The 19,218-nt window shown below is 69.2% G+C and carries 18 protein-coding genes; 6 read left to right on the top strand and 12 right to left on the bottom strand.

Translation table 11 applies throughout. The features are described 5' to 3' along the window. Window positions 1-243 precede the first annotated feature (243 nt). Window positions 244-2,238 carry a PhoX family protein gene (locus C7416_RS00220; RefSeq protein ID WP_111516580.1) on the bottom strand — a complete coding sequence of 665 codons (1,995 nt, stop codon included), beginning with the start codon at window positions 2,236-2,238 and terminating at the stop codon, window positions 244-246. Window positions 2,239-2,506: 268 nt separating this feature from the next. Between C7416_RS00220 and C7416_RS00215 the strand changes: the two genes are divergently transcribed. Both C7416_RS00215 and C7416_RS00210 read left to right on the top strand, forming a co-directional pair. Beyond that, window positions 2,507-3,124, top strand: coding sequence for an IMPACT family protein (locus C7416_RS00215; RefSeq protein ID WP_111517432.1), 618 nt, complete (start codon window positions 2,507-2,509; stop codon window positions 3,122-3,124). Next, window positions 3,117-3,425 carry a 2Fe-2S iron-sulfur cluster-binding protein gene (locus C7416_RS00210; RefSeq protein ID WP_111516579.1) on the top strand — a complete coding sequence of 103 codons (309 nt, stop codon included), beginning with the start codon at window positions 3,117-3,119 and terminating at the stop codon, window positions 3,423-3,425. Before C7416_RS00215 ends, C7416_RS00210 begins: the two co-directional genes overlap by 8 nt. 6 nt (window positions 3,426-3,431) lie before the next feature. On the opposite strand, the gene C7416_RS00205 is transcribed toward C7416_RS00210, so the two are convergent. From C7416_RS00205 to C7416_RS00195, 3 genes are all read right to left on the bottom strand, one after another. Then, window positions 3,432-3,818 (bottom strand): type II toxin-antitoxin system VapC family toxin, encoded by a 387-nt coding sequence (locus C7416_RS00205; RefSeq protein ID WP_111516578.1) that lies wholly within the window; start codon window positions 3,816-3,818, stop codon window positions 3,432-3,434. Continuing rightward, a complete protein-coding gene (locus C7416_RS00200) occupies window positions 3,815-4,060 on the bottom strand; it encodes a type II toxin-antitoxin system Phd/YefM family antitoxin (protein ID WP_012356952.1) in 246 nt (81 codons plus the stop codon). Before C7416_RS00200 ends, C7416_RS00205 begins: the two co-directional genes overlap by 4 nt. Before the next feature lie 68 nt (window positions 4,061-4,128). Further along, complete coding sequence (locus C7416_RS00195) at window positions 4,129-5,226, bottom strand: extracellular catalytic domain type 1 short-chain-length polyhydroxyalkanoate depolymerase (protein ID WP_111516577.1); 1,098 nt, start codon at window positions 5,224-5,226, stop codon at window positions 4,129-4,131. Between the two features lie 132 nt (window positions 5,227-5,358). On the opposite strand from C7416_RS00195, the gene C7416_RS00190 reads away from it, so the two are divergent. Beyond that, a complete protein-coding gene (locus C7416_RS00190; protein WP_111516576.1) occupies window positions 5,359-5,556 on the top strand; it encodes a DUF3606 domain-containing protein in 198 nt (65 codons plus the stop codon). A 54-nt stretch (window positions 5,557-5,610) separates the two neighbouring features. Here the strand turns inward: C7416_RS00190 and C7416_RS00185 are convergent, their stop codons facing one another. Beyond that, window positions 5,611-8,124, bottom strand: a complete 2,514-nt coding sequence (locus C7416_RS00185) for an esterase-like activity of phytase family protein (RefSeq protein WP_111516575.1) — start codon at window positions 8,122-8,124, stop codon at window positions 5,611-5,613. Window positions 8,125-8,410: 286 nt separating this feature from the next. Between C7416_RS00185 and C7416_RS00180 the strand changes: the two genes are divergently transcribed. Further along, complete coding sequence (locus tag C7416_RS00180; protein WP_111516574.1) at window positions 8,411-9,160, top strand: carbonic anhydrase; 750 nt, start codon at window positions 8,411-8,413, stop codon at window positions 9,158-9,160. Between the two features lie 220 nt (window positions 9,161-9,380). Here the strand turns inward: C7416_RS00180 and C7416_RS00175 are convergent, their stop codons facing one another. The 3 genes from C7416_RS00175 to C7416_RS00165 are packed head-to-tail and all read right to left on the bottom strand — an operon-like array spanning window position 9,381 to window position 11,674. After that, window positions 9,381-10,136, bottom strand: coding sequence for a sulfite exporter TauE/SafE family protein (locus C7416_RS00175; protein ID WP_111516573.1), 756 nt, complete (start codon window positions 10,134-10,136; stop codon window positions 9,381-9,383). A gap of 10 nt (window positions 10,137-10,146) precedes the next feature. After that, window positions 10,147-10,503 carry an antibiotic biosynthesis monooxygenase family protein gene (locus tag C7416_RS00170; RefSeq protein ID WP_111516572.1) on the bottom strand — a complete coding sequence of 119 codons (357 nt, stop codon included), beginning with the start codon at window positions 10,501-10,503 and terminating at the stop codon, window positions 10,147-10,149. A gap of 16 nt (window positions 10,504-10,519) precedes the next feature. Continuing rightward, window positions 10,520-11,674 carry a cytochrome P450 family protein gene (locus tag C7416_RS00165; protein WP_111516571.1) on the bottom strand — a complete coding sequence of 385 codons (1,155 nt, stop codon included), beginning with the start codon at window positions 11,672-11,674 and terminating at the stop codon, window positions 10,520-10,522. A gap of 206 nt (window positions 11,675-11,880) precedes the next feature. On the opposite strand from C7416_RS00165, the gene C7416_RS00160 reads away from it, so the two are divergent. After that, a complete protein-coding gene (locus C7416_RS00160) occupies window positions 11,881-12,300 on the top strand; it encodes an META domain-containing protein (protein WP_111516570.1) in 420 nt (139 codons plus the stop codon). 14 nt (window positions 12,301-12,314) lie between these two features. Here the strand turns inward: C7416_RS00160 and C7416_RS00155 are convergent, their stop codons facing one another. From C7416_RS00155 to czcI, 4 genes are all read right to left on the bottom strand, one after another. Continuing rightward, window positions 12,315-15,485, bottom strand: a complete 3,171-nt coding sequence (locus C7416_RS00155) for a CusA/CzcA family heavy metal efflux RND transporter (protein WP_111516569.1) — start codon at window positions 15,483-15,485, stop codon at window positions 12,315-12,317. Window positions 15,486-15,498: 13 nt separating this feature from the next. Beyond that, entirely contained in the window at window positions 15,499-16,785 is a 1,287-nt protein-coding gene (locus C7416_RS00150; RefSeq protein ID WP_111516568.1) for an efflux RND transporter periplasmic adaptor subunit, read from the bottom strand. A gap of 16 nt (window positions 16,786-16,801) precedes the next feature. After that, entirely contained in the window at window positions 16,802-18,067 is a 1,266-nt protein-coding gene (locus C7416_RS00145; protein WP_111516567.1) for a TolC family protein, read from the bottom strand. 115 nt (window positions 18,068-18,182) lie between these two features. Next, window positions 18,183-18,557: a cation efflux protein, CzcI family gene (gene czcI, locus C7416_RS00140; protein WP_111516566.1), complete on the bottom strand. Its 375-nt coding sequence runs from the start codon at window positions 18,555-18,557 to the stop codon at window positions 18,183-18,185. A 268-nt stretch (window positions 18,558-18,825) separates the two neighbouring features. On the opposite strand from czcI, the gene C7416_RS00135 reads away from it, so the two are divergent. Next, window positions 18,826-19,206, top strand: a complete 381-nt coding sequence (locus C7416_RS00135; protein WP_111516565.1) for a hypothetical protein — start codon at window positions 18,826-18,828, stop codon at window positions 19,204-19,206. Window positions 19,207-19,218: the final 12 nt, after the last annotated feature.

Here is a 19,218-nt window from a genome sequence, read left to right as displayed (position 1 = left end):
CGGATGGCGCGCCGGCGGCGAAGTGCCGTGCCCGGCGCCCCCACCACTGTAGGACACGGCAGCGCAAGCCGCATGGAGGCCATCCTCGACACGCTGGGGCCGTTGCAACGGATGCGGGTTAGCCCCGGCTCGCCTGAACCAGTGCCGCGTGTTAGCGGACCACGGACGCATGATCGCCGGCCGCGACCCAATGCAAACGGCGGGCCGAAGCCCGCCGTGGTCATGGCCGCACGTTGCCGCGCGTCAGGCCTTGCCCAGCCTGACGCCGGTCGGGTCGCCGGTCAGGTAGCCGACCGCCGCACCGAAACGGTCCTTGTAGTTGGCGCGCACCAGCGGATCGAGTTGCGCCTTGACCTTGTCGTGCAGCGGGGACTCCCAGTCGCCGACATGCTGGAAGTTGCTCATCACGTAGGTCCAGCCGTTGATCTCGTCCACCGCATGCAGGCCGGTGGATTCGGCGCCGGCCGGGCACGACAGCACGCGGCTGAGCACCCTGGTGTCGACGTTGTACGCCCACAGGAAGTTGTTGACGTGGGTGTTGCTGTCCTCGCCGACGAACAGCGTGCGCAGCTTTTCCGAGAACTTCAGGTTGTCCGGCGTGGCCACCTTGTCGGGGTTGGCGAAGTTGCCCAGCGCATCCTGCTGCTTCATCTTGCCGCCGCCGAGGTCTTCGCTGATCAGCGCCGGCACCGCGGCCATGTCGACCGGCACCCATTCGCTCGCCATCGCCGTGCCGCTCTTGTCGGCCTGGCCGCCCTTCAGGTTCAGTTCATAGACCGCGCCGGAGTACGGGCCTTCCACCTGGATGTCGCCGGCATTGGCGGCATTGCCCGCCAGCATGCTGGATTCGATGCGCGACATCGCCGAATAGGCCTTCTTGTCCTTGATGTTGACGGTGGTGCCTTCCATCTTGGTAAAGCCCAGGCTGCCGCCGACCAGCGCGGCATAGCGGTGCGTTTCCAGGAACGCCGCGGCCTTTTCCATGCCCGGCACCAGCTTTACCCAGTTGGGCTTGCCGTTGTAGAGGATGCGGGTGTAGCTCGCGTCGGCCGGGTCGGCGGTCTTCACGTCCATGATGTCGGCCAGCCGGATGCCCCCGTCGACCAGCGCGCGGATCTCTGCGCTGGTGGCGTGGCCCAGGCGGATCCACGACAGCGTGGCGCTGCCCGGGCCGGTGCCCGAGGTCTGGTGCCACTTGGCCACGTACAGCGTGCCGGCGGACAGGTCGCGTGCCTGGTCGGCGATAAACAGGAACAGGCCGCCGTTGGTGGCATCGTCGCCCATCAGCACGGTGCGCTCGTCCGGCATGACCTGCACCAGCTCGTGCGAGATGCGGCCCAGGCAATAGTGCTTCTTGATGGTGCCGGTGCCGTCCGGGTGCACCGTGACTTCCGGCAGGTGGCCGTAGTTGTAGGCGTTGGCGCGTGCCGGGTCGCCGTACAAATTGCGGCTGTAGCCCTGCAGCTGCGTGACCGCGTTGGCGTCCATCAGGTCGGTCTCGTATTCCTCGCTCGACAGGTGCGTGTTCCACGGCGACAGGCTGGCGCCGCAGGTGATCCACAGCCCATTGACGCCCGAGGTGTCGACATTGTGGTACCTGACCGGGGTCAGCTTGCCGGTGGCCGGGTCCTGGTCCAGCGTCAGCACCGCGATCGGCGACGGCAGCAGCCCGTACATGCTGGCATTGCCCTGGTTGCGCGTGGTGTATTCGAACTGCACCACGGCGAATACGGTGTTGCCCTTGACGCCCGGCACGGTGGGATTGGCCAGCGTCAGCAGCGAGCTGCCGTCCGGTGCATCGGAAAAGAACTGGCGTTCCTTGCCGGCGACCGAGGTATCGATGATCGGCTGGTTGTTGATGTCGTAGTAGCCGCCCGCCACGACGGTGCCGCCCTTGCCGTCGGGCAGCGTGTCGCCGGTGACGAAGAAGGGCTGGTAGGCCAGCTTGTAGGTCTGGCTGCTGCCGTCGCTGAAGGAGACCTTGAGGCTGGAGCCGACCGTGGTGGTCGCCATGGCTTCGGGCGTGGCCAGCGTCGGCGCGCTCATCGGCACGAACTCGGCGCTGGTGAAGGTGGCGGCCGGGCCGGGTGCCGGCGCCGGGGCCGGCGCCGGCGCGGCGTCATCGCCGCCGCCACAGCCTGCCAGCAGGCTGGTGGAGGCGAAGCCGAGCGGCAACATGGGCGCGCCGGCCAATAGCTTCAGGGCCTTGCGACGGCCAGCATTGGGTTGTTCAAGCATGTTTTTGATCCGGGGAAAGGAAAGGGATGGTTCACTGCATGTTTGCGCCAGTCCCGGGGGCGGGACCAGGCACCTGTTGCACAGGCGGCGGCGGGCGTCATCGCGCACGTCCGGGGCGGATCGTAGGCGCCGTTTGTGACAGCAAGTTGACGATGCAACACAAAGCGTTGCCGGCTTCGGGCCAGCACGGTCCACTGCGGTACACTGCCGCCTTGCTTCCGCGGCCCGGCCGGCGCGGATTTCCGTCCCAGTTCCGCGCCGCTTGCCCGTGCCCACCTACACGCTAGCCAACCCCGTCCACGCCGAGATCGAGATCCGCAAGAGCCGCTTCCTGGCGCTGGCGCTGCCGGTTGCCGACCGCGACGCCGCCATGGCCGCGTTGCAGGCGCTGCGCGCCGAACACCCCACCGCCACCCACGTGTGCTGGGCGCTGCTGGCCGGTGGCGCCTCGGGCATGTCCGACGATGGCGAGCCTTCCGGCACGGCCGGCCGGCCGATCCTGGAAGTGCTGCGCCACCACGACCTCGACGGCGTGCTGGCGGCGGTGGTGCGCTACTACGGTGGCGTCAAGCTGGGGGCCGGCGGGTTGGTGCGCGCTTACACCGACGCCATCGCCTCGGCCCTGAAATGCGCCGAACGGGTCGAGCGCATCGCCTACGGCACGCTGGCCGTCGCGGTCGACTATGCCGACGAGCCGCGCGTGCGCCGCTGGCTGGACTACGAGGCGCCCGCTGGCTGCACGCTGGCCGAGACCGGCTACGGCGCGCTCGCCACGCTGGTGCTGCGCATGCCCGCGACGCAGCTCGATGCCGCCCGCGATGCCTTGCGCGACGCCACCCATGGCCGCGCCCAGTTCCCGCAGGCGGAGGACGACGGCCATGGCTGACATGGAGCGCGCGGACGAAAGCGCCGAATTCACCGCACAGGTGCTGCCCGGCCCGGCCCGCTTCACCGCGCCGGCGGCGCTGAGCCTGCTGGAGGCGGCCTTGCTCGAAGGCGTGGCGCTGCCAAATTCGTGCCGTAACGGCACTTGCCGCGCCTGCGCCAGCCGGCTGCACGCCGGGACGATCCGTTACCGGGTCGAGTGGCCGGGGTTGAGTCCGGACGAAAAGGACGAGGGGCTGATATTGCCCTGCGTGGCTTGTCCGGAGAGTGATGTGGTGTTTGAGCCGGTCAGTCTCGGCTAGCTGCGATCAGACCAGCCGAATGGGCCCAGGGTATTGGCCAACAAGCGGGTCCGAGGTCAGCAGCGTCAGGCCTTCCACGGTTGCCTGGGCGACGAGAAGCCGGTCAAACGGGTCCTTGTGAATCGGCGGAAGGCAATCAATCGCCACCGCATGATCACTTCGGATCGGCAGCTCACTGTAGCCGTTATCAAGCAAGCCTCTGCGAAAGACCCGGGCGTTGATCTGGAAGTCCGCACGGCCAAGCCCTTGCTTGATGGCGATCTCCCACAGGCTGGCGGCGCTGAAAACCAGCACCGTGTCGTCGGCATTCAATAGCGCATGCGCGTCTGGCGAGATGCGCTCAGGCGTCAGAGCCATCCACAGCAGCAGGTGCGTATCCAGCAAGAGTTTCATGACTCGCCGCCAAACATGGCTTCAATCTCGCGCTGGCCCATGCGATCGAAATCATCGGGCACCTGCCCCTGTCCGGCCATGAATCCCAACCGCTTGACCTGCGCTTTCTCCGGCACATGCAGCGCCACGACTTTCACAAGGGGCTTGCCTGCCTTGGCGATCACAAAAGGCTCGCCGTTGGCCGCCTGATCGACCAGCCGCGAGAGATGGGTCTTGGCCTCGTGGATGTTGATGGTTTGCATGACGCGCCTCACTAAACTAAGTCTACTTAGTTTAGTCCATTCATCATCCTGCGGCAATCGCCGTTCCTCTAAACCCCAACCGCCAGAAAAAACCGCAACGCCAGCTTCAACCCATCCGGCCCCGCCGGGTCCGAGAATGCATGCCCGCCGGCGCCGCCGCTCCACGCGTGGCCGAGGCCTTCCACGCGCACCAGCCGCAGGTAGGGCGAGTTGCCCTCGTACCAGTCGAACACATCGATGGCGTGGCGCATGCCGCGCTGGATGCGCCGCGACGGCACGCCGGCCAGCGGCGGAGTGCCTTCGGGCTGCAGGTGCATCCACATGCCGGCGGCGGCGGTGGCATTGCCGAAGTCGACCACGTGGTCGGCACCGCCATGCAGCAGCAGCAACGGCGGCGGCCGGCGTCCCGCCAGGCCGAAGCGCAGCGCCTGCATGGTCTTGGCATCGGGACCGCGCTGCCCGCGCATGGCGCGCGTGGCCTGCGCGGCATTGGCCGCACTCCACGGCACGGCGCCCGAGTGCGAGCCCACCGCGGCGAAGCGCGACGGATAGCGCAGCCCCAGCATCAGCGCCATCGCCCCGCCAGCGGACAGGCCCAGCACGCTGATGCGGTCCGCCGCCACCGGATGGCGGCGGCAGGCCTGGTCGATCAGCGTCATCAGCAGCCCGGCTTCCACGGCGCCCTGCGCCGCGGGCCGGAACCAGTTCCAGCAACGCTGCGCATTGGCCTGCGAGCTCTGCTCGGGCAGCAGCACCACCCAGCCGGATTCGCGCGCCACCGCGGCGGCGCGCGTGACCGCGGCAAAGCTGGCGGCGTCCTGGCCGCAGCCGTGCAGCAGCACCAGCATCGGCGCACGGCGCGACGCGGTGGCGCCGGCCGGGACAAAAATGCGGTAGCGACGCGGCGCCAGCGGCGCGCCCCAGCTGCCCTCTTCCCAGCGTCCGCTGCCACGGCTCTGCGGCGCCGCCACCGGCGACACCACGCCGGACAAGGCGCGCTGCGTCGCGGCCGTGACTGCAGCGGATTGCTTCACCGCGTTGCGCACGATGGCCTCGGTCATCGGCTTGGTCAGGTTCTTGTTGACGGCGCGCTGCATCTGGCGCGCATGGCGGGACGCGGTCTTGTTCAGCGTGGACCAGAGTTTCGCGCCGGGTGAGCGGGGCATGCGGCTTCCTGTGCAAGGGATCACCGCCACATGATATGCGCTGCGGCCGTCGCAACTTGCATGCAACGCGCGGCTGATGTCTGCCTACAATGCAAGGACCGTGTCGCCCCCAGACACGAACCGGAGGCAAGCATGAGCGATGTGAGCGAGTTCAGGCCCCTGGATCCGGGCCGTATCAACCTGATGGATCCGCTCGAAGTGCAGTACTGGTGCAGGGAGCTCGGCTGCAGCACCAGTGACCTGGAAAACGCCGTCGACCAGGCCGGCGATCATATCTCGGCGGTGCGCGCGCAGCTGGAACAGCAGCACGCGGGCGCCCGCTCCGGCTGACATCCCCACCCTGGCGGGGATGCCAGCACGCAGCGTCTTGCGCAGCCTGGCGTCCTAGCCGCCCAGGTTGAGCGCCTTGGGCAGCCGGATCTGGATGAACTCGCTGTCATCCGGCATCTTGCTGCCGACATGCCGCCCCACGCTGAACGGGAAGTTGTTGTCGTCGATCACCAGCAGCGTGGTCGCGTCCAGCACCAGCACGTCTTCGATGGTATTGAACGGCATGCCGAACGGATCGCCCAGCGCCACGTCGCCCGGGACACCGCCGGCGCTGATGCCGGACGGGTCGCGCAGCGCCATCAGGTTGGCCAGTTCGGACTTGGCGACGTAGTCGCCCGGCTTGCCCAGCGTCACCTGGAACAGCTTCTTGAAGCCGTTCAGGTCGCCCTGCGAGCCGTCGCGCTCGATGACAATGCCCTCGCCGGCATTGAACAGGATGAAGTCGCCGATATTGGTGCCCTTGTCGTCGAGCCGGTACTTGTATTGCACCCCGGTGTACCGGCGCGTGGCGATATCGAACTCCGAGATCAGCAGCGTCTTGCCGTCGTGGCCGGCCAGCGGCAGTTCCAGCAGCGGATAGAGCTTGTTGCCGTCCGGGCTGATCGCCATGCCCTCGAAGCCGCCCGAGCGCTTCGCGCGCATGGGGTTCGACGTCACGGTGACGCGGTACGGCCAGTACAGGCCCGCCATCCACGGCGTGTTGGCGCCGGCCTCGTCCTGCATGTTGGTGCCGTCGTCGCTGTTGGCCGCGTCGCCATAGATCGGGAAGTCGCCGAACAGGTACACCGTGCGGATCGCCGGGAACTTCTCCTGCACGCGCAGCAGCGTGCGGAAATCGAAGCTCTGGATATCGGCGCGCTGGGCCATGCCGGCGGCACTGATCACTCGCGCCAGCGTGTCGGCCATCGGCTCGGCGCCGACGGTGCGGTCCTTGTAGACGTTGCCCTTGCCGTCCTTGTCGCTGCGCGGGTTGAGCTTGGTCTCCAGGTTGAAGCGCACCGCCTGCGCGTTCTTCGCGCGCTGCGCCGCCTGCGGATGGCCCTGCCCCGCGCCGGTGCTGTAGTACGCGACATAGGCGCTGACCAGGTCGAACACATCCTGCGCGCGCGGTACCACGTACGGGCTGGCGTAGCCCTTGCCGGCCGCCACCGCCGCCGACACCGGCGACAGCGCGGCATCGTTGCGCTGGCTCGGGCCGCGGAACAGCTTGTCGCAGATGTAGGTGGACTGGATCTGCGCCGCGGTCAGGTTCTTGATCAGCACTTCGTCGGCGGTGCCGTAGGGCGCGCCGTCGGCGCGGCGGCACTTGACCGATTCGATATAGGGATCGTGCTTGAGCACCGCGACGCCGTCGGCGGTGATGCCGACATCGGTCTCCAGCGTGGTCATCAGGTTGTCCAGCGCGGCTTCCATCGCCGGCAGGGTGTTCTCCGGGCGCAGGTCGCGCGCGCCCCGGTGGCCCTGCGCGTCGAACCTGGCGGCATCGATCAGGCCGTCGGCGGTCAGGTAGTCGCCGGCCTTGCCGTCGCCGTTGGCATCGTAGGCGGCGACGGCCGCGTAGAGCAGGTCGGGCCGGTCCGAGATGATGCCGTTGACGCCGGCCTTCAGCAGCTCGGTCATCCTGGCGCTGTCGTTGACGGTCCAGGTCACCACGCTGTAGCCGGCGGCCTTGACCGAGGCCACGTCGAGCGTGTCGGACACTGCCGGCACCAGCCCCGGCTGCGGGTTGCCGCCGCGCGCGTAGTGCGCGTCGGGGCTCGACTTGGCGCCGTTCACGTCGTACTTGAGCTGCACGTGGTACGGCGCGAACACCGGCGCGCGCGTGCCGCCATGCGCGAAGGCATGCGCGCGCACCGCGTTCATGATGCGCACCGTCGTGGCCTCTTCGTTGAACGGGTTCTGCGGCGAGCGGATCTCCTTGCCGGCGTTCTCGAAATCCGGCAGCGGGATCGGCGCTTCCAGCAGCACGCCGTTGGCATCGGTATGCAGCAGGAACGGGCCGAACTCATCGCCGAACCACAGCGTGCCGTCGCTGGCGCGCTGCATGCTCTCGATATCGAAGTCAGCGCCGGTCAGCACGCGCTCGCTGGTGAACTGGTTTGCGATCGCGAACTTGACATGCCGGTTCGGATCCTTCAGCTCGATAAAGCTGCGCACCGCCACGCTGCCCGCGCCGCCGGCCGCAGTCTTGAACGTGGGCGCCACCGTGTAGACGCGCAGGTTGAAGTCAGCCGAGTTCTCCAGCGAGCCATAGCCGTTGTCGGCCATCACCATGAAGCTGCCGTCCGGGTTGCGCAGCACCGCCGAGAAGCCCTGCACCGGCTGCGACGCGAACGGCGCAGTCTGCCCGTTGAGATCGCCGGTGACATAACGCCCCGACTGCGGCCCGCTGGCAAAAGTAGCGGCGGGCAGCACGGCGCGGCCCACCAGCGTGGGCGCGCTGACCGTAGGCGTGCCGTTGCCGCTGTCGTTATCGTCGCCGCCGCATGCCGCCAGCAGCGATGCCGCCACCGCGGCGCTGGCCAGTGCCGCGCGGGTCCGGCGCGAAGGGAAGACGCTCAGGCGCATTGCAGGTTCCTGGAGTTGGGCAATGCGCCATGGTGGTGTGCCGATATGTCGGCTTGATGTCGCTTGCGTGACAGCATGAGCGGCACGCATCAATCGCGCAGCGGCATGCAGCCCTTACTCGCGTTAAGCGCAGTGCAGACCGGAATTCAGCAATGCCTTATTCGCCGCGCGGCAGTTTTGCTGCATGATTTCCGGCCCGGGCCCGGACCGGCACTCAAGACTGGGACAGATCGATAACACCACGTCGGAAAACAAGGGGTTTATCAACACGAGGACGCATCGACACATGAACACCAAGCTGCCGCTTTTCACCCTCTGCGCCGCCTTGCTCGCACCGGCCGCATGGGCCGGCAACGAACCGCACTGGAGCTACACCGGCCCCACCGGCACCAGCCACTGGGCCGAGCTGGACCAGGCCTACCAGACCTGCGCGCTGGGCAAGCACCAATCGCCGATCGACATCCGCACCGGCAAGGCGCGCCCCGCAGACCTGAAGCCGATCGGCTTCGGCTACGCCGCGGCGCCCGGCACCGTGGTCAACAACGGCCATACCGTGCAGGTCAACCTGCCGGCGGCTGGGCAGATCGAACTGGACGGCGTGCCGTACAAGCTGTTGCAGTTCCACTTCCATACGCCCAGCGAAGAGAAGGTCAACGGCAAGACCTATCCGCTGGTGGCGCACCTGGTGCACCAGAACGCCGAAGGCAAGCTGGCGGTGGTGGCCGTGCTGTTCAAGTCCGGACGCGAGAATGCAGCGCTCAAGCCGGTGTTCGCCAGCCTGCCGGCCAAGGCCGGCGAATCGCGTGAACTGGCTGCGCCGCTGGACGTTGCGGCGCTGCTGCCGGCGCAGCAGGCCTATTGGTCCTTCACCGGTTCGCTGACGACGCCGCCATGCAGCGAGGACGTGCGCTGGCAGGTGCTGAAGACCCCGGTGGAAGTGTCGCCGGCACAATTGGCGGCGTTCCGAAAGCTCTATCCGATGAACGCGCGGCCGGTGCAGCCGCTGAATGGCAGGACGGTGCAGGCGAGCCGCTGAGGGACTACGGCCTAACGCAACACCAACGTGTTTCCAAAACCTGTTGGCGTACTCCCTCTCCCGCAAGCGGGAGAGGGTTGGGGAGAGGGCCAGAGCATCCACGCAGTGCGAACGCCTCGTGCTTGCCACAGGCCGGCCCTCTCCCCCGCCCCTCTCCCGCAAGCGGGAGAGGGGAGCAAACCCTCAGCTTGCGAACACCCCGGTAGCGACCCTTCATCCCTCACCCCACTCCCCGCATCGCCAACTCCCCACCCAACACCAGCAACCCGCAAAAAAACAATTTGCGAAAGCGCTCCGCACTAATCCTGTGGCGCAGCCACTGCCCCAGGAACATCCCGCCCAGCGCAGGCACCAGCGCCAGCGCCGACGCCCCAAGCACCGGCGTATGCAGCAGCGCTCCGCCCAGCGCCAGGCTGACCGCCAGCGCAATGGTCGACACCGTGAACGACAGGCCCAGCGCCTGCACCAGGCTCTCCTTGTCCAGACCCAGCCCCTGCAGGTAGGGCACGGCCGGAATCACGAACACGCCCGTGACCGCGGTAATGCCGCCGGTGACCAGCCCGACCAGCGGCCCGAGCCAGCGCTCGGCGCCGGCCGGCACCGTCAGCTTTACCGCCGCCAGCCCCACCACCGCGTACAGCACCAGCGCCACGCCCAGCGCGGACGTCGCGTGCGTCATCATGCCGGCCGGCACCAGTGCCGCGCACAGCCAGGTGCCGGCGCAGATCGCCGCCAGCATCGGCCACAGTCGCCGCACCAGCTGGCCGAAGCGCGGGCCGCTGAACAGCTGCACCACGTTGGTCACCATCGACGGCGCCACCAGCAGCGCCGCGGCCTGCGCGGGCGGCATCACCAGCCCCAGCATGCCCACCGCCACCGTGGGCAGGCCCAGCCCGACCACGCCCTTGACGAAACCCGCCAGCAGGAAGGTCAGGCCGATAAACGCGGCCTGCGTGCCGATCGACTCCATCGTCATCGCCGCGCCCTCAGCCCGCGTCGCGGTCGTGCACCGCGCGGCTGTCCGCCGGCGCCTGCTCGCGTGCATCGAGCCCGTAGTCGCGCAGCACCTGCGCCACGCGCAGCCGGTAGCCGGCAAACACGCCGCCGCGCCCGGCGGCCTGCGCCTGGCGATGCGCCAGCGTATTGCGCCACGCGATCACCGCGGCCTCGTCGCGGAAGAACGACAGCGACAGCAGCTTGCCGGGGTTGGTCAGGCTCTGGAAGCGCTCCACCGAGATAAAGCCATCGATGGCCTCGAGCTGCGGGCGCAGGTGCGCGGCGATGTCGAGGTAGGTGTCCTGCCGGCCCGGCGCGGGCTCGACTTCGAAGATGACGGCGATCATGGTTGTCTCCGTGAGATCAAAGGAAATGCGGAATGCGCGCGTTCAGCGACGGACGATAGCGGAATGCGCGCGCCAGCGCATCGGGATCGGCGCCGCGCGCACGCAGCGCCGACACCGTCGCCGCAGCCAGCGCTTGCGCCAGCCGGTCGCCGGGACAAGCATGGCGGCCGTGGCCGAAGGTCCATGCGCGCGCATCGTCGGCAAGGCCGCTGGTCGAAGCCGCGGCCAGCAGCACCAGCACCGTGTCGCCGGCCTTGACGGCGTGGCCGCAAAGCTCGGTATCGGCAGCAAGAAAACGGCGCGTGTTCTGCACCGGCGGGTCGTCCTGCGCGACGCGCGCCACCACGCCCTGCAACGGCATCCCGCCGGCCGATGGATTGCGCCCCAGCCACAGCAGAGTATTGCCCGCGAGCCCGGCAGTCGCTTCGCAGGCCTGGACCAGCAGGCCGATGATATTGGCGGCAACCGCCTGCGCCTCGATGCCGGCGGCCTGTGCCGCGCGTTGCAGTGCCGGCAGCGGGCCGTCAGCCGCTATGCTGCTGGCGAGCGACGAGGCCAACCACGTGCCCAGCCACCGCGCCGCCTCGGCGCCGGCGTGCACGGTGTCCGCGTCCGCCAGCGGCGACTGGGCGGCGGCGAAGGCGGCAACCTGCTGCGCGACCTCGTCCGCCGTATCGCGGTCGCGCGCCACCGGCAGGCCTAGCACGGACGCCACCGCGACGACCGGCAAGGCGAAAAGCCAGCGGTTGACCGATGCGGCCGTCATCGCAGCGTGCGCGTCCTCGCCCGTATCCATCATTCGCGCGATTGCGGCGGCGTGTTGCGCCGCGACGCCCGGATCCACGGCCGCCAGCATCGGCATCAGTAGCGCCTTGAGCGGCGCATGCGCGGCGCCATCGTTCATCCGTATCAGCCGGCCGAACAGGTCACCGGCGGCGGTGCCTGCCAGCGCGGGCGGCACCGGCTGCGCGGGCGGACGCACGCGGCAGTCGGGATGGGCCAGCACGGCTGCCACTTCGCGCGGCCCGGCGGCCACCCACAGCCCCAGGCCTTGCTCGCGGAAGAAGGGCCGGGTAGCGGCCAGTTCACGGTAGTAGGGGTAGGGATCGGGATGCGTGACGGCGCTGAGCGGGTCGATCCCGGCGAAGTTGGCGGTGATGGTCTCTGGCATGGCGGCGCGAATCGCATGTGTTGGCTGGCTGCGCCGCAAGTTCGGGCGCACATCGGCATCATGCCGCCGCGGCCGGGCGGGAAGCTTCACGGTGTCGTGAAGCGTCGAATGCACAGCGCTGCGGCCCGCCGATTGGTTGTATGCTTTGAGCACGGCGTGCCGGGCGCCTCGCGCGGCAACGCCATACCAAGTACGGCGGTGACGACATGAAGCGTGTTCACGCACTGGTTGTGGCCGGCCTCATGTTGACGGCATGTGTTTCCACCGGCGTCGACGTGAAGCCCGAGCACTTGTCGAACTTCCTGCCCGGCTTCTCCACGCTCGACGAGGTCACCACGCAGCTCGGCCCGCCCTCCTCGCAAGCGACGCTGCGCGACGGCTCGACCATACTGGTCTATTCGTTCGCCACCTCCCAGCCCCACCCCGAGAGTTTCATCCCCTTCATCGGGCCGCTGTTTGCCGGCGGCGCAATCCGCGCTTCGACGGTGCTGTTCGAGTTCGACCAGAACGGTGTCCTGATGAGCCAGCGCCGCACCACGTCGAGCGGGGTCTCGGGAATGAGCGTGCTGACGCCGGGCGCGCTGCCCGGCACGCCGCCTGGCACGCCGCGCAGCACGCCGCAATAGGCCCCGGGCGCGCGTCACGTCTCCATCGTCGTCACCTGCCCGTCGGCGCGCGCCGCCGCCGGCGCATCGTCGCGATGCGCCAGCCGGTACAGCACCGGCAGCACCAGCAGCGTCAGCGCCGTCGACGACAGGATGCCGCCGATCACCACCGTCGCCAGCGGCCGCTGCACCTCGGCGCCGGTGCCGGTGGCCAGCGCCATCGGAACGAAGCCGAGCGAGGCCACCAGCGCTGTCATCAGCACCGGGCGCAGCCGCGTCAGCGCGCCTTCGCGGATGGCATGGTCGAGCCCATGTCCGGCCTCGCGCAGCGAGCGGATGAACGACAGCATCACCAGCCCGTTGAGCACCGCGACCCCGCACAGCGCGATAAAGCCCACCGCCGCCGAGATCGACAACGGGATGCCGCGCAGCCACAGCGCCAGGATGCCGCCGGTCAGCGCGAACGGAATGCCGGTGAAGACCAGCAGCCCGTCCTTGACGTTGCCGAACATGGCGAACAGCAGCACGAACACCAGCCCAAGCGCCAGCGGCACTACCACGCGCAGCCGCGCTGTGGCGGACTGCAATTGCTCGAAGGTGCCGCCCCAGCTGGTCCAGTAGCCGGCGGGAATCGCCACGCGCGCGCGGATGGCGGCCTCGGCCTCGGGCACGAAGCTGCCGATATCGCGCCCGCGCACATTGGCGCTGACCACGATGCGGCGCTTGCCGTTCTCGCGCGAGACCTGGTTGGGGCCCGGCGCCATCTCCACGCTGGCGACTTCGCTCAGCGGGATATAGCTGGTGCGCGCGCCGGCATCCTTTGGCAGCGGCACCGGCAGGCGCCGCAGCGCGTCGACGTCGGCACGCACCGACTCGGGCAGGCGCACCGCGATATCGAAGCGCCGGTCGCCGCTGAAGAAGGTGCCCGAGACCTTGCCGCCGATGCCGATCGACACCGCGTCCTGGATATCGCTCAGGTTCAGCCCGTAGCGCGCAGCCTGGTTGCGGTCGATCTGCACCGTCAGCATCGGCAGCCCGGTGGTCTGCTCGACCTTGACCTCGGCCGCGCCGGGAATGCCCTGCAGCACCGCGGCGATGCGGTTGGCGGTCTGCTCCAGCACGGCGTTGTCGTCGCCGAACACCTTGACCGCCACGTCCGAGCGCACGCCCGAGATCAGCTCGTTGAAGCGCAGCTGGATCGGTTGCGAGAACTCGTAGTTGTTGCCCGGCAGCTTGCCTACCTCGACGCGGATCGCGGCGATCAGCGCGTCGCGCGTGCGGCGCGGCTCGGGCCATTGCGATTCGGGCTTGAGCATGATGTAGCCGTCGGAGATATTCGGCGGCATCGGGTCCGAGGCAATCTCCGCGGTGCCGGTGCGGGCAAAGATGCGCTCGATCTCCGGGAATTTGGCCTTGAGCGCGGTTTCCACCTGCTGCTGCATCGCCACCGATTGCGTCAGGCTGGTGCCCGGTATGCGCAGCGCCTGCACCGCGAGGTCGCCCTCGTTGAGGCTGGGCACGAACTCGCTGCCCAGACGCGTGGCAATCGCCAGGCACAACACCACGGCGACACCGGCGCCGGCCAGCACCACCGGCGTCGACGCCAGCACGCGCTCCAGCAGCACCGCGTAGCGGCGGCGCGCCCACGCCATCAACCGGTTGTCGCGCTCGGCCACGCGGTTGCCGATAAACTGCGCCACCGCCGCGGGCACGAAGGTTACCGACAGCACCATCGCCCCCAGCAGCGCCAGCACCACGGTAAAGGCCATCGGATGGAACATCTTGCCCTCGACCCCGGTAAGCGCAAAGATCGGCAGGTACACCACCATGATGATCAGCTGGCCGTACAGCAGCGGCCGGCGCGCCTCGCGCGCGGCGGCAAAGACTTCCTGCAGGCGTTCGTCGCGCGTCAGCGCGCGGCCCCGGCTGGCCTGTGCATGCGCCAGCCGGCGCACGCAGTTCTCGACGATCACCACCGCGCCGTCGACGATGATGCCGAAGTCCAGCGCGCCCAGGCTCATCAGGTTGGCGCTGATGCGGTAGTGGACCATGCCGGTGAAGGTGAACAGCATCGACAGCGGGATCACCAGCGCGGTGATCAGCGCCGCGCGCAGGTTGCCCAAAAACAGGAACAGGATGGCGATCACCAGCACCGCGCCTTCCAGCAGGTTCTTCTTGACCGTGGCAATGGCCTTGTCGACCAGCGTGGTGCGGTCGTACACGGTGACGGCCTTCACCCCCGCCGGCAGCGTGCGATTGATCTCGGCCATCTTGCGGTCGACCGCCTGCGACACCGCGCGGCTGTTCTCGCCGATCAGCATGAACACCGTGCCCAGCACCACCTCGCGGCCGTTCTCGGTGGCCGCGCCGGTGCGCAGCTCGCCGCCGGTCTGCACCGTGGCCACGTCGCGCACGCGGATCGGCTGGCCCTGCGCGCTGCCGACGATCACGTCGCCGATTTCTGCGAGCGAGCGCACCTGGCCCGGCACGCGCACCAGGTACTGCTCGCCGCGGCGCTCGATATAGCCCGCGCCGACGTTGTCGTTGTTCTTCTCCAGCGCGCCCACCACATCGGCCAGCGCCAGCCCGTACGAGGCCATGCGTGCCAGGTCGGGCGCCACCACGTAGGCGCGCGCATGGCCGCCGATGGCGTTGACCTCGGTCACGCCCGGCACGTTGCGCAGCTGCGGCCGGATTACCCAGTCCTGGATCTCGCGCAGGTCGGACAGCGTGTAGGCGGTGCCATCGGGCTTGCGCGCGCCGGGGTCGGCTTCGACCGTCCACAGGTAGATCTCGCCCAGCCCGGTCGAGATCGGGCCCATCGCCGGCGTGATGCCGGACGGCAGCTGGTCGCGCGCTTCCTGGATGCGCTGGTTGACCAGCTGGCGCGCAAAGTGGATGTCGGTGCCGTCGCGGAAGATCACCGTCACCTGCGACAGCCCGTAGCGCGACAGCGAGCGGGTCTGCTCCAGCCCGGGCAGGCCCGCCATCACGGTCTCGACGGGATACGTGATGCGCTGCTCGGTCTCCAGCGGCGAATAGCCCGGCGCGGCAGTGTTGATCTGCACCTGCACGTTGGTGATGTCGGGCACCGCGTCGATCGGCAGCCGGGTGTAGCTGTACAGGCCCAGCGCGGCCATGCCCAGCACCGCCAGCAGCACCAGCCAGCGTTGCGCAATGGCAAAGCGGATCAGGCGTTCGAACATGCGCGCCTCCCGCTCAGTGCTCATGCCCGGCGCTGGCTTTGCCCAGCTCGGACTTGAGGATGAAGCTGTTGGCCGCGGCGTAGCGCGCGCCGGCCTGCAGGCCCCGGGTCACCTCGACCAGCTTGCCGTCGGTGCGCCCGGTCTGGACCGGCTGCACCGCAAACCCGTCCGGCATCGCAACGAACACCACGCTCTGGCCATCGACCTGCTGCACCGCGTCGGCCGCCACCGTCACCGGCACCTGCACCGGCGCGCCCAGCACGCTGACCGTGACGAACAGCCCGGGGCGCCACGCCGTGCCCGGGTTGGCCAGCGTCACGCGCGCCTTGGCGGTGCGGGTCTGCTCGCCCAGCAAGGCGCCGACATAGGACACCTTGCCTTCGGCCTGCGTGGCGGAGGCGCTGGAGCGCACCGTGACCGCCTCGCCCACGCGCACCCGGTCCAGGTCGCGCGCGGACACCACGAACTCGGCCCATACCGAACTCAGGTCCGAGACCGTGAAGACGCTGGCGTCTTCCTTGACCGCTTCGCCCAGTGACAGGTGCTTCTCGACCACGATGCCGTCGAACGGCGCGCGCAGCGCGAACTGGTTCAGCGCGCCGCCGCGCTCGGCGGCGCCGATCGCGGTAAGCTTCTGGCGCGCGTTCTGCACCGCGATCTGCGCCTCTTCCAGCGCGGTGCGCGCCTGCTGGTAGTCCTGCTCGGCCGAGATCTTCTCCTGCCACAGCGTCTTCTCGCGCGCGTAGGTGGCCCGCGCCAGCGCCTCGCGCTTCTGCGCGGCCAGCAGCTCGCTGCGCTGCTCCGCCACCGTGGTGCTGGCAATCAGCGCCAGCACCTCGCCCTTGCGCACCGCCTGGCCCAGGTTGGCCGGCACCGCCTGCGCCACGCCTGCAACGCGCGGCACCACGTGCGCGGTGCGGTCATCGTTGAAGCGGATTTCGCCGGGGAAATCGACGCTGCTGCGCAGCGCCGCGGCCGCGGCGGTGGCCATGCCGATGCCAGCCTGCTCGATCTGCGCCGGCGTCAGCGCGATCACGTGCGGCTTGCCCTCGGCTTGCGGCTGCGCCGCGGGCGCGCTCGCGCCGGCATGTGCAGCGGCCTTGTCCCCTGCCTTGTTCTCCGCCTTCTTGCCGTCCTTGTCGTGCTCGTGCCCATGCTCGTCGCCATGTTCGGCATGCCCGTGCGCGGCCTCGCCGCTGGTGTTGCCGCCCTTGCCGGTGAACAGGATCGCCGCGCCGCCCAAAAGCCCAGCGACCAGGATGGCCACCACGGCGGCCCGTTGTTGCTTGCTCATTGCCATGTCTGCAGCTTCCGTATCAGTGTCCGAGGATGCGGTCGATGCTGGCGGCCGCGTCATAGGTGCGGGCCAGCACGTCCAGGTAGCGGATGCGCGCCTGGAACAGCGTGCGCTGGGCATCCAGCACGTCGAGGAAATTGAACTTGCCGGCCTCGAAGCCGCGCGAGGCGGCGGCGTAGGCCTGCTCGGCCGCGGGCAGCACCGAGGCCTGCAGCGTCTGCGCCGCGGCGCGCGACACCGACAGCTGCGTCGACGCCTGCTGCAGTTCGCCCTGCAGGCGCACGCGCGTGGCGGCGTGGGTGTCCTGCGCGCCGTCGGCACGGCGCAGCGCCGCGTACAGGTTGCCCTGGTTGCGATCGAACAGCGGCAGCGGAATCGCCACGCCCAGCACCGCCATGTTGCGGTTGGCCTCGTTGTCGCGCTTGGCGCCCAGGCTCACGGTCACGTCGGGATACTGGCGGCTGCGCTGCACCGCCACTTCGGCACGACTGCGCTCCGCCGCCAGGCGGCTGGCTTCGAGCAGCGGCGAGTCTTCCAGCGCCGCCTGCAACGCGGCCGGCGCGGGCCGCGACGGCAACGCATCGAGATCGCCCTGCGCCTGGTCGAAGCGGGGCACGCTGTCGCCCCACAGCGCCGCCAGCGACTGGCGCGCGGACTGCAGCGCGCCGGTGGCCTCGGCCAGCTCCAGCTCGGCGTTGGCCTGCTCCACCCTGGCGCGCGTGGCTTCCAGCGGCGCCACCTTGCCCGCGGCCACGCGCCGGCCAGCGGCGTCTGCGGCCCGGCTGGCGATACCGACCGAGCCCTCGGCCAGGCGGACGCGCTCCTGCGCCACCAGCACGCCGAAGAAGCGCGCGATCACCGTCGCGCGCAGCCCGGCGCGGGCGCTGCCCAGCTCGGCCTGCGCCAGCTCGCGCCCGCGCTCGGCCAGGCCGATGCGCGCGGCACGCTTGCCGCCGAGTTCGATCGGCAGGTTGACCTGCCCGGTGGTCGAGCGCGAGGCCTTGCGCGTGTCTTCCATCGACACCGCCAGTTCCGGATTGGGGATCACGCGCGACTGGACCAGGTCGCCTTCGGTGGCGTCGAGCTCCTTGCCGGCGGCGGACAGCGTGAAGCTGCCGGCTTCAGCCAGCGCCAGCGCGGCATCGAGGGTCAGGGTCTGGGCCGGTGCGCCGGCCGGCGCGGCAGACGGTGGCAGCGCCACGGCAGGGGGCGGCGTCTGCGCGACGCCAGGGAAAGGGCTGGATAGCACGGCCGCCAGCCCGAGCGGCAGCAAGAGTCTTCGCATCGAATTGCACCAGGAGAAAACCGGGGAAATTCGGCGAGACGGCTGGCGTCATGCGGTCATGACGTCAGCAAGCGATCAAACGGGATCGGATTGCGCAAAAGCGTCGTCTCGCCGGCTAAGCGAGACGCGGCCACTGCGGGCGGTCAGGGGCACGCGCGCTGTGCGAGGAGAAGCGCGGTTGCGGTACCGGCGGCGCCTGCTCAACCCGGCGCAGCGCGGGTACGTCCTGCGCATCGGCCGGCGCGAAGGGCAGCGAGGCGATATGGCAGACGCCGCAGTCGGGATCGGCCAGGTTCAGCTTGGCCTTCTCCTGCGCGGGATCGGCCGCCTGCTCCGGCTGGCCGCTGCCGGCCTGGTGCCGGTGCTCATGGTGCCCGAAATGGGCCTTGGCGGCCGCGGCGACCTCGTGCCCGCAATACGCCGCGGCTCCCGCCCAGGCGAACTGGAGCGGAAGGACGAGCGCAAGGAGAACGAGGAGCAGGCGTTGCATGAGTGGTGAGGGCGGTGCTGACCGACAGTGGCCGGCAGCGAGCGGCAAGTTTAACCGACGCACCGAGGTCAGTCAGGCAACGGGGTCATTACATTTGCGTCATGGCCGCGGCGCCAAGAGCCTTTCGCACAAATTCAATATTTTTGAATAATTCATCCGGCAAAGCGCCCGCTTGGCTGCCGGCTGGACTCCTATAGTTCCGTACATGAACGGCACGCACACAAAGCAACGCCTTCTGACAAATTCAACAAACTAACGGAGAACCACCATGACCAAGACCACCCGCCTCGCTTCCGCCCTGCTCCTGACCCTGGCCGCGCTGGGCGCCGCCCAGGCCGCCACCGCCGCCGAAGCCCTGCCCGGCGACAAGTACGGCTACAGCTTCCGCAGCACCGTGCCGGGCGACAAGTATGGTTATGAATTCCGCAGCCACGACGCCTTCACCGACGGTGCCCGCGCCGGCAAGGCTGATCCGTTCACCGACGGCGCCCGCACCGGCAAGGCCGACCCCTTCACCGACGGCGCCCGCACCGTCGCCGGCCTGGACCGCAGCGGCGTGTCGGCATCGCCTGCCCGCAGCTTCGACACCTTTACCGAAGGCAGCCGCAGCGGCAAGTTCGACCCCTACGGCGAAGGCGCCCGCGCCTGAGCGGCCAACGCC

This window comes from Cupriavidus phytorum (assembly GCF_003254285.1).
GTDB lineage: Bacteria > Pseudomonadota > Gammaproteobacteria > Burkholderiales > Burkholderiaceae > Cupriavidus > Cupriavidus phytorum.
This window is presented reverse-complemented; position numbering and strand designations above follow the sequence as displayed.

Bases quoted from the DNA above. Each gene is read 5' to 3' on its own strand.
- C7416_RS00185 (WP_111516575.1), bottom strand. From the start codon at position 8,124: ATGCGCCTGAGCGTCTTCCCTTCGCGCCGGACCCGCGCGGCACTGGCC.
- C7416_RS00175 (WP_111516573.1), bottom strand. From the start codon at position 10,136: ATGACGATGGAGTCGATCGGCACGCAGGCCGCGTTTATCGGCCTGACC.
- C7416_RS00170 (WP_111516572.1), bottom strand. From the start codon at position 10,503: ATGATCGCCGTCATCTTCGAAGTCGAGCCCGCGCCGGGCCGGCAGGAC.
- C7416_RS00145 (WP_111516567.1), bottom strand. From the start codon at position 18,067: ATGCGAAGACTCTTGCTGCCGCTCGGGCTGGCGGCCGTGCTATCCAGC.
- C7416_RS00195 (WP_111516577.1), bottom strand. From the start codon at position 5,226: ATGCCCCGCTCACCCGGCGCGAAACTCTGGTCCACGCTGAACAAGACC.
- C7416_RS00135 (WP_111516565.1), top strand. From the start codon at position 18,826: ATGACCAAGACCACCCGCCTCGCTTCCGCCCTGCTCCTGACCCTGGCC.
- C7416_RS00200 (WP_012356952.1), bottom strand. From the start codon at position 4,060: ATGCAAACCATCAACATCCACGAGGCCAAGACCCATCTCTCGCGGCTG.
- C7416_RS00165 (WP_111516571.1), bottom strand. From the start codon at position 11,674: ATGCCAGAGACCATCACCGCCAACTTCGCCGGGATCGACCCGCTCAGC.
- C7416_RS00190 (WP_111516576.1), top strand. From the start codon at position 5,359: ATGAGCGATGTGAGCGAGTTCAGGCCCCTGGATCCGGGCCGTATCAAC.
- C7416_RS00160 (WP_111516570.1), top strand. From the start codon at position 11,881: ATGAAGCGTGTTCACGCACTGGTTGTGGCCGGCCTCATGTTGACGGCA.
- C7416_RS00180 (WP_111516574.1), top strand. From the start codon at position 8,411: ATGAACACCAAGCTGCCGCTTTTCACCCTCTGCGCCGCCTTGCTCGCA.
- C7416_RS00155 (WP_111516569.1), bottom strand. From the start codon at position 15,485: ATGTTCGAACGCCTGATCCGCTTTGCCATTGCGCAACGCTGGCTGGTG.
- czcI (WP_111516566.1), bottom strand. From the start codon at position 18,557: ATGCAACGCCTGCTCCTCGTTCTCCTTGCGCTCGTCCTTCCGCTCCAG.
- C7416_RS00205 (WP_111516578.1), bottom strand. From the start codon at position 3,818: ATGAAACTCTTGCTGGATACGCACCTGCTGCTGTGGATGGCTCTGACG.
- C7416_RS00150 (WP_111516568.1), bottom strand. From the start codon at position 16,785: ATGGCAATGAGCAAGCAACAACGGGCCGCCGTGGTGGCCATCCTGGTC.
- C7416_RS00220 (WP_111516580.1), bottom strand. From the start codon at position 2,238: ATGCTTGAACAACCCAATGCTGGCCGTCGCAAGGCCCTGAAGCTATTG.
- C7416_RS00210 (WP_111516579.1), top strand. From the start codon at position 3,117: ATGGCTGACATGGAGCGCGCGGACGAAAGCGCCGAATTCACCGCACAG.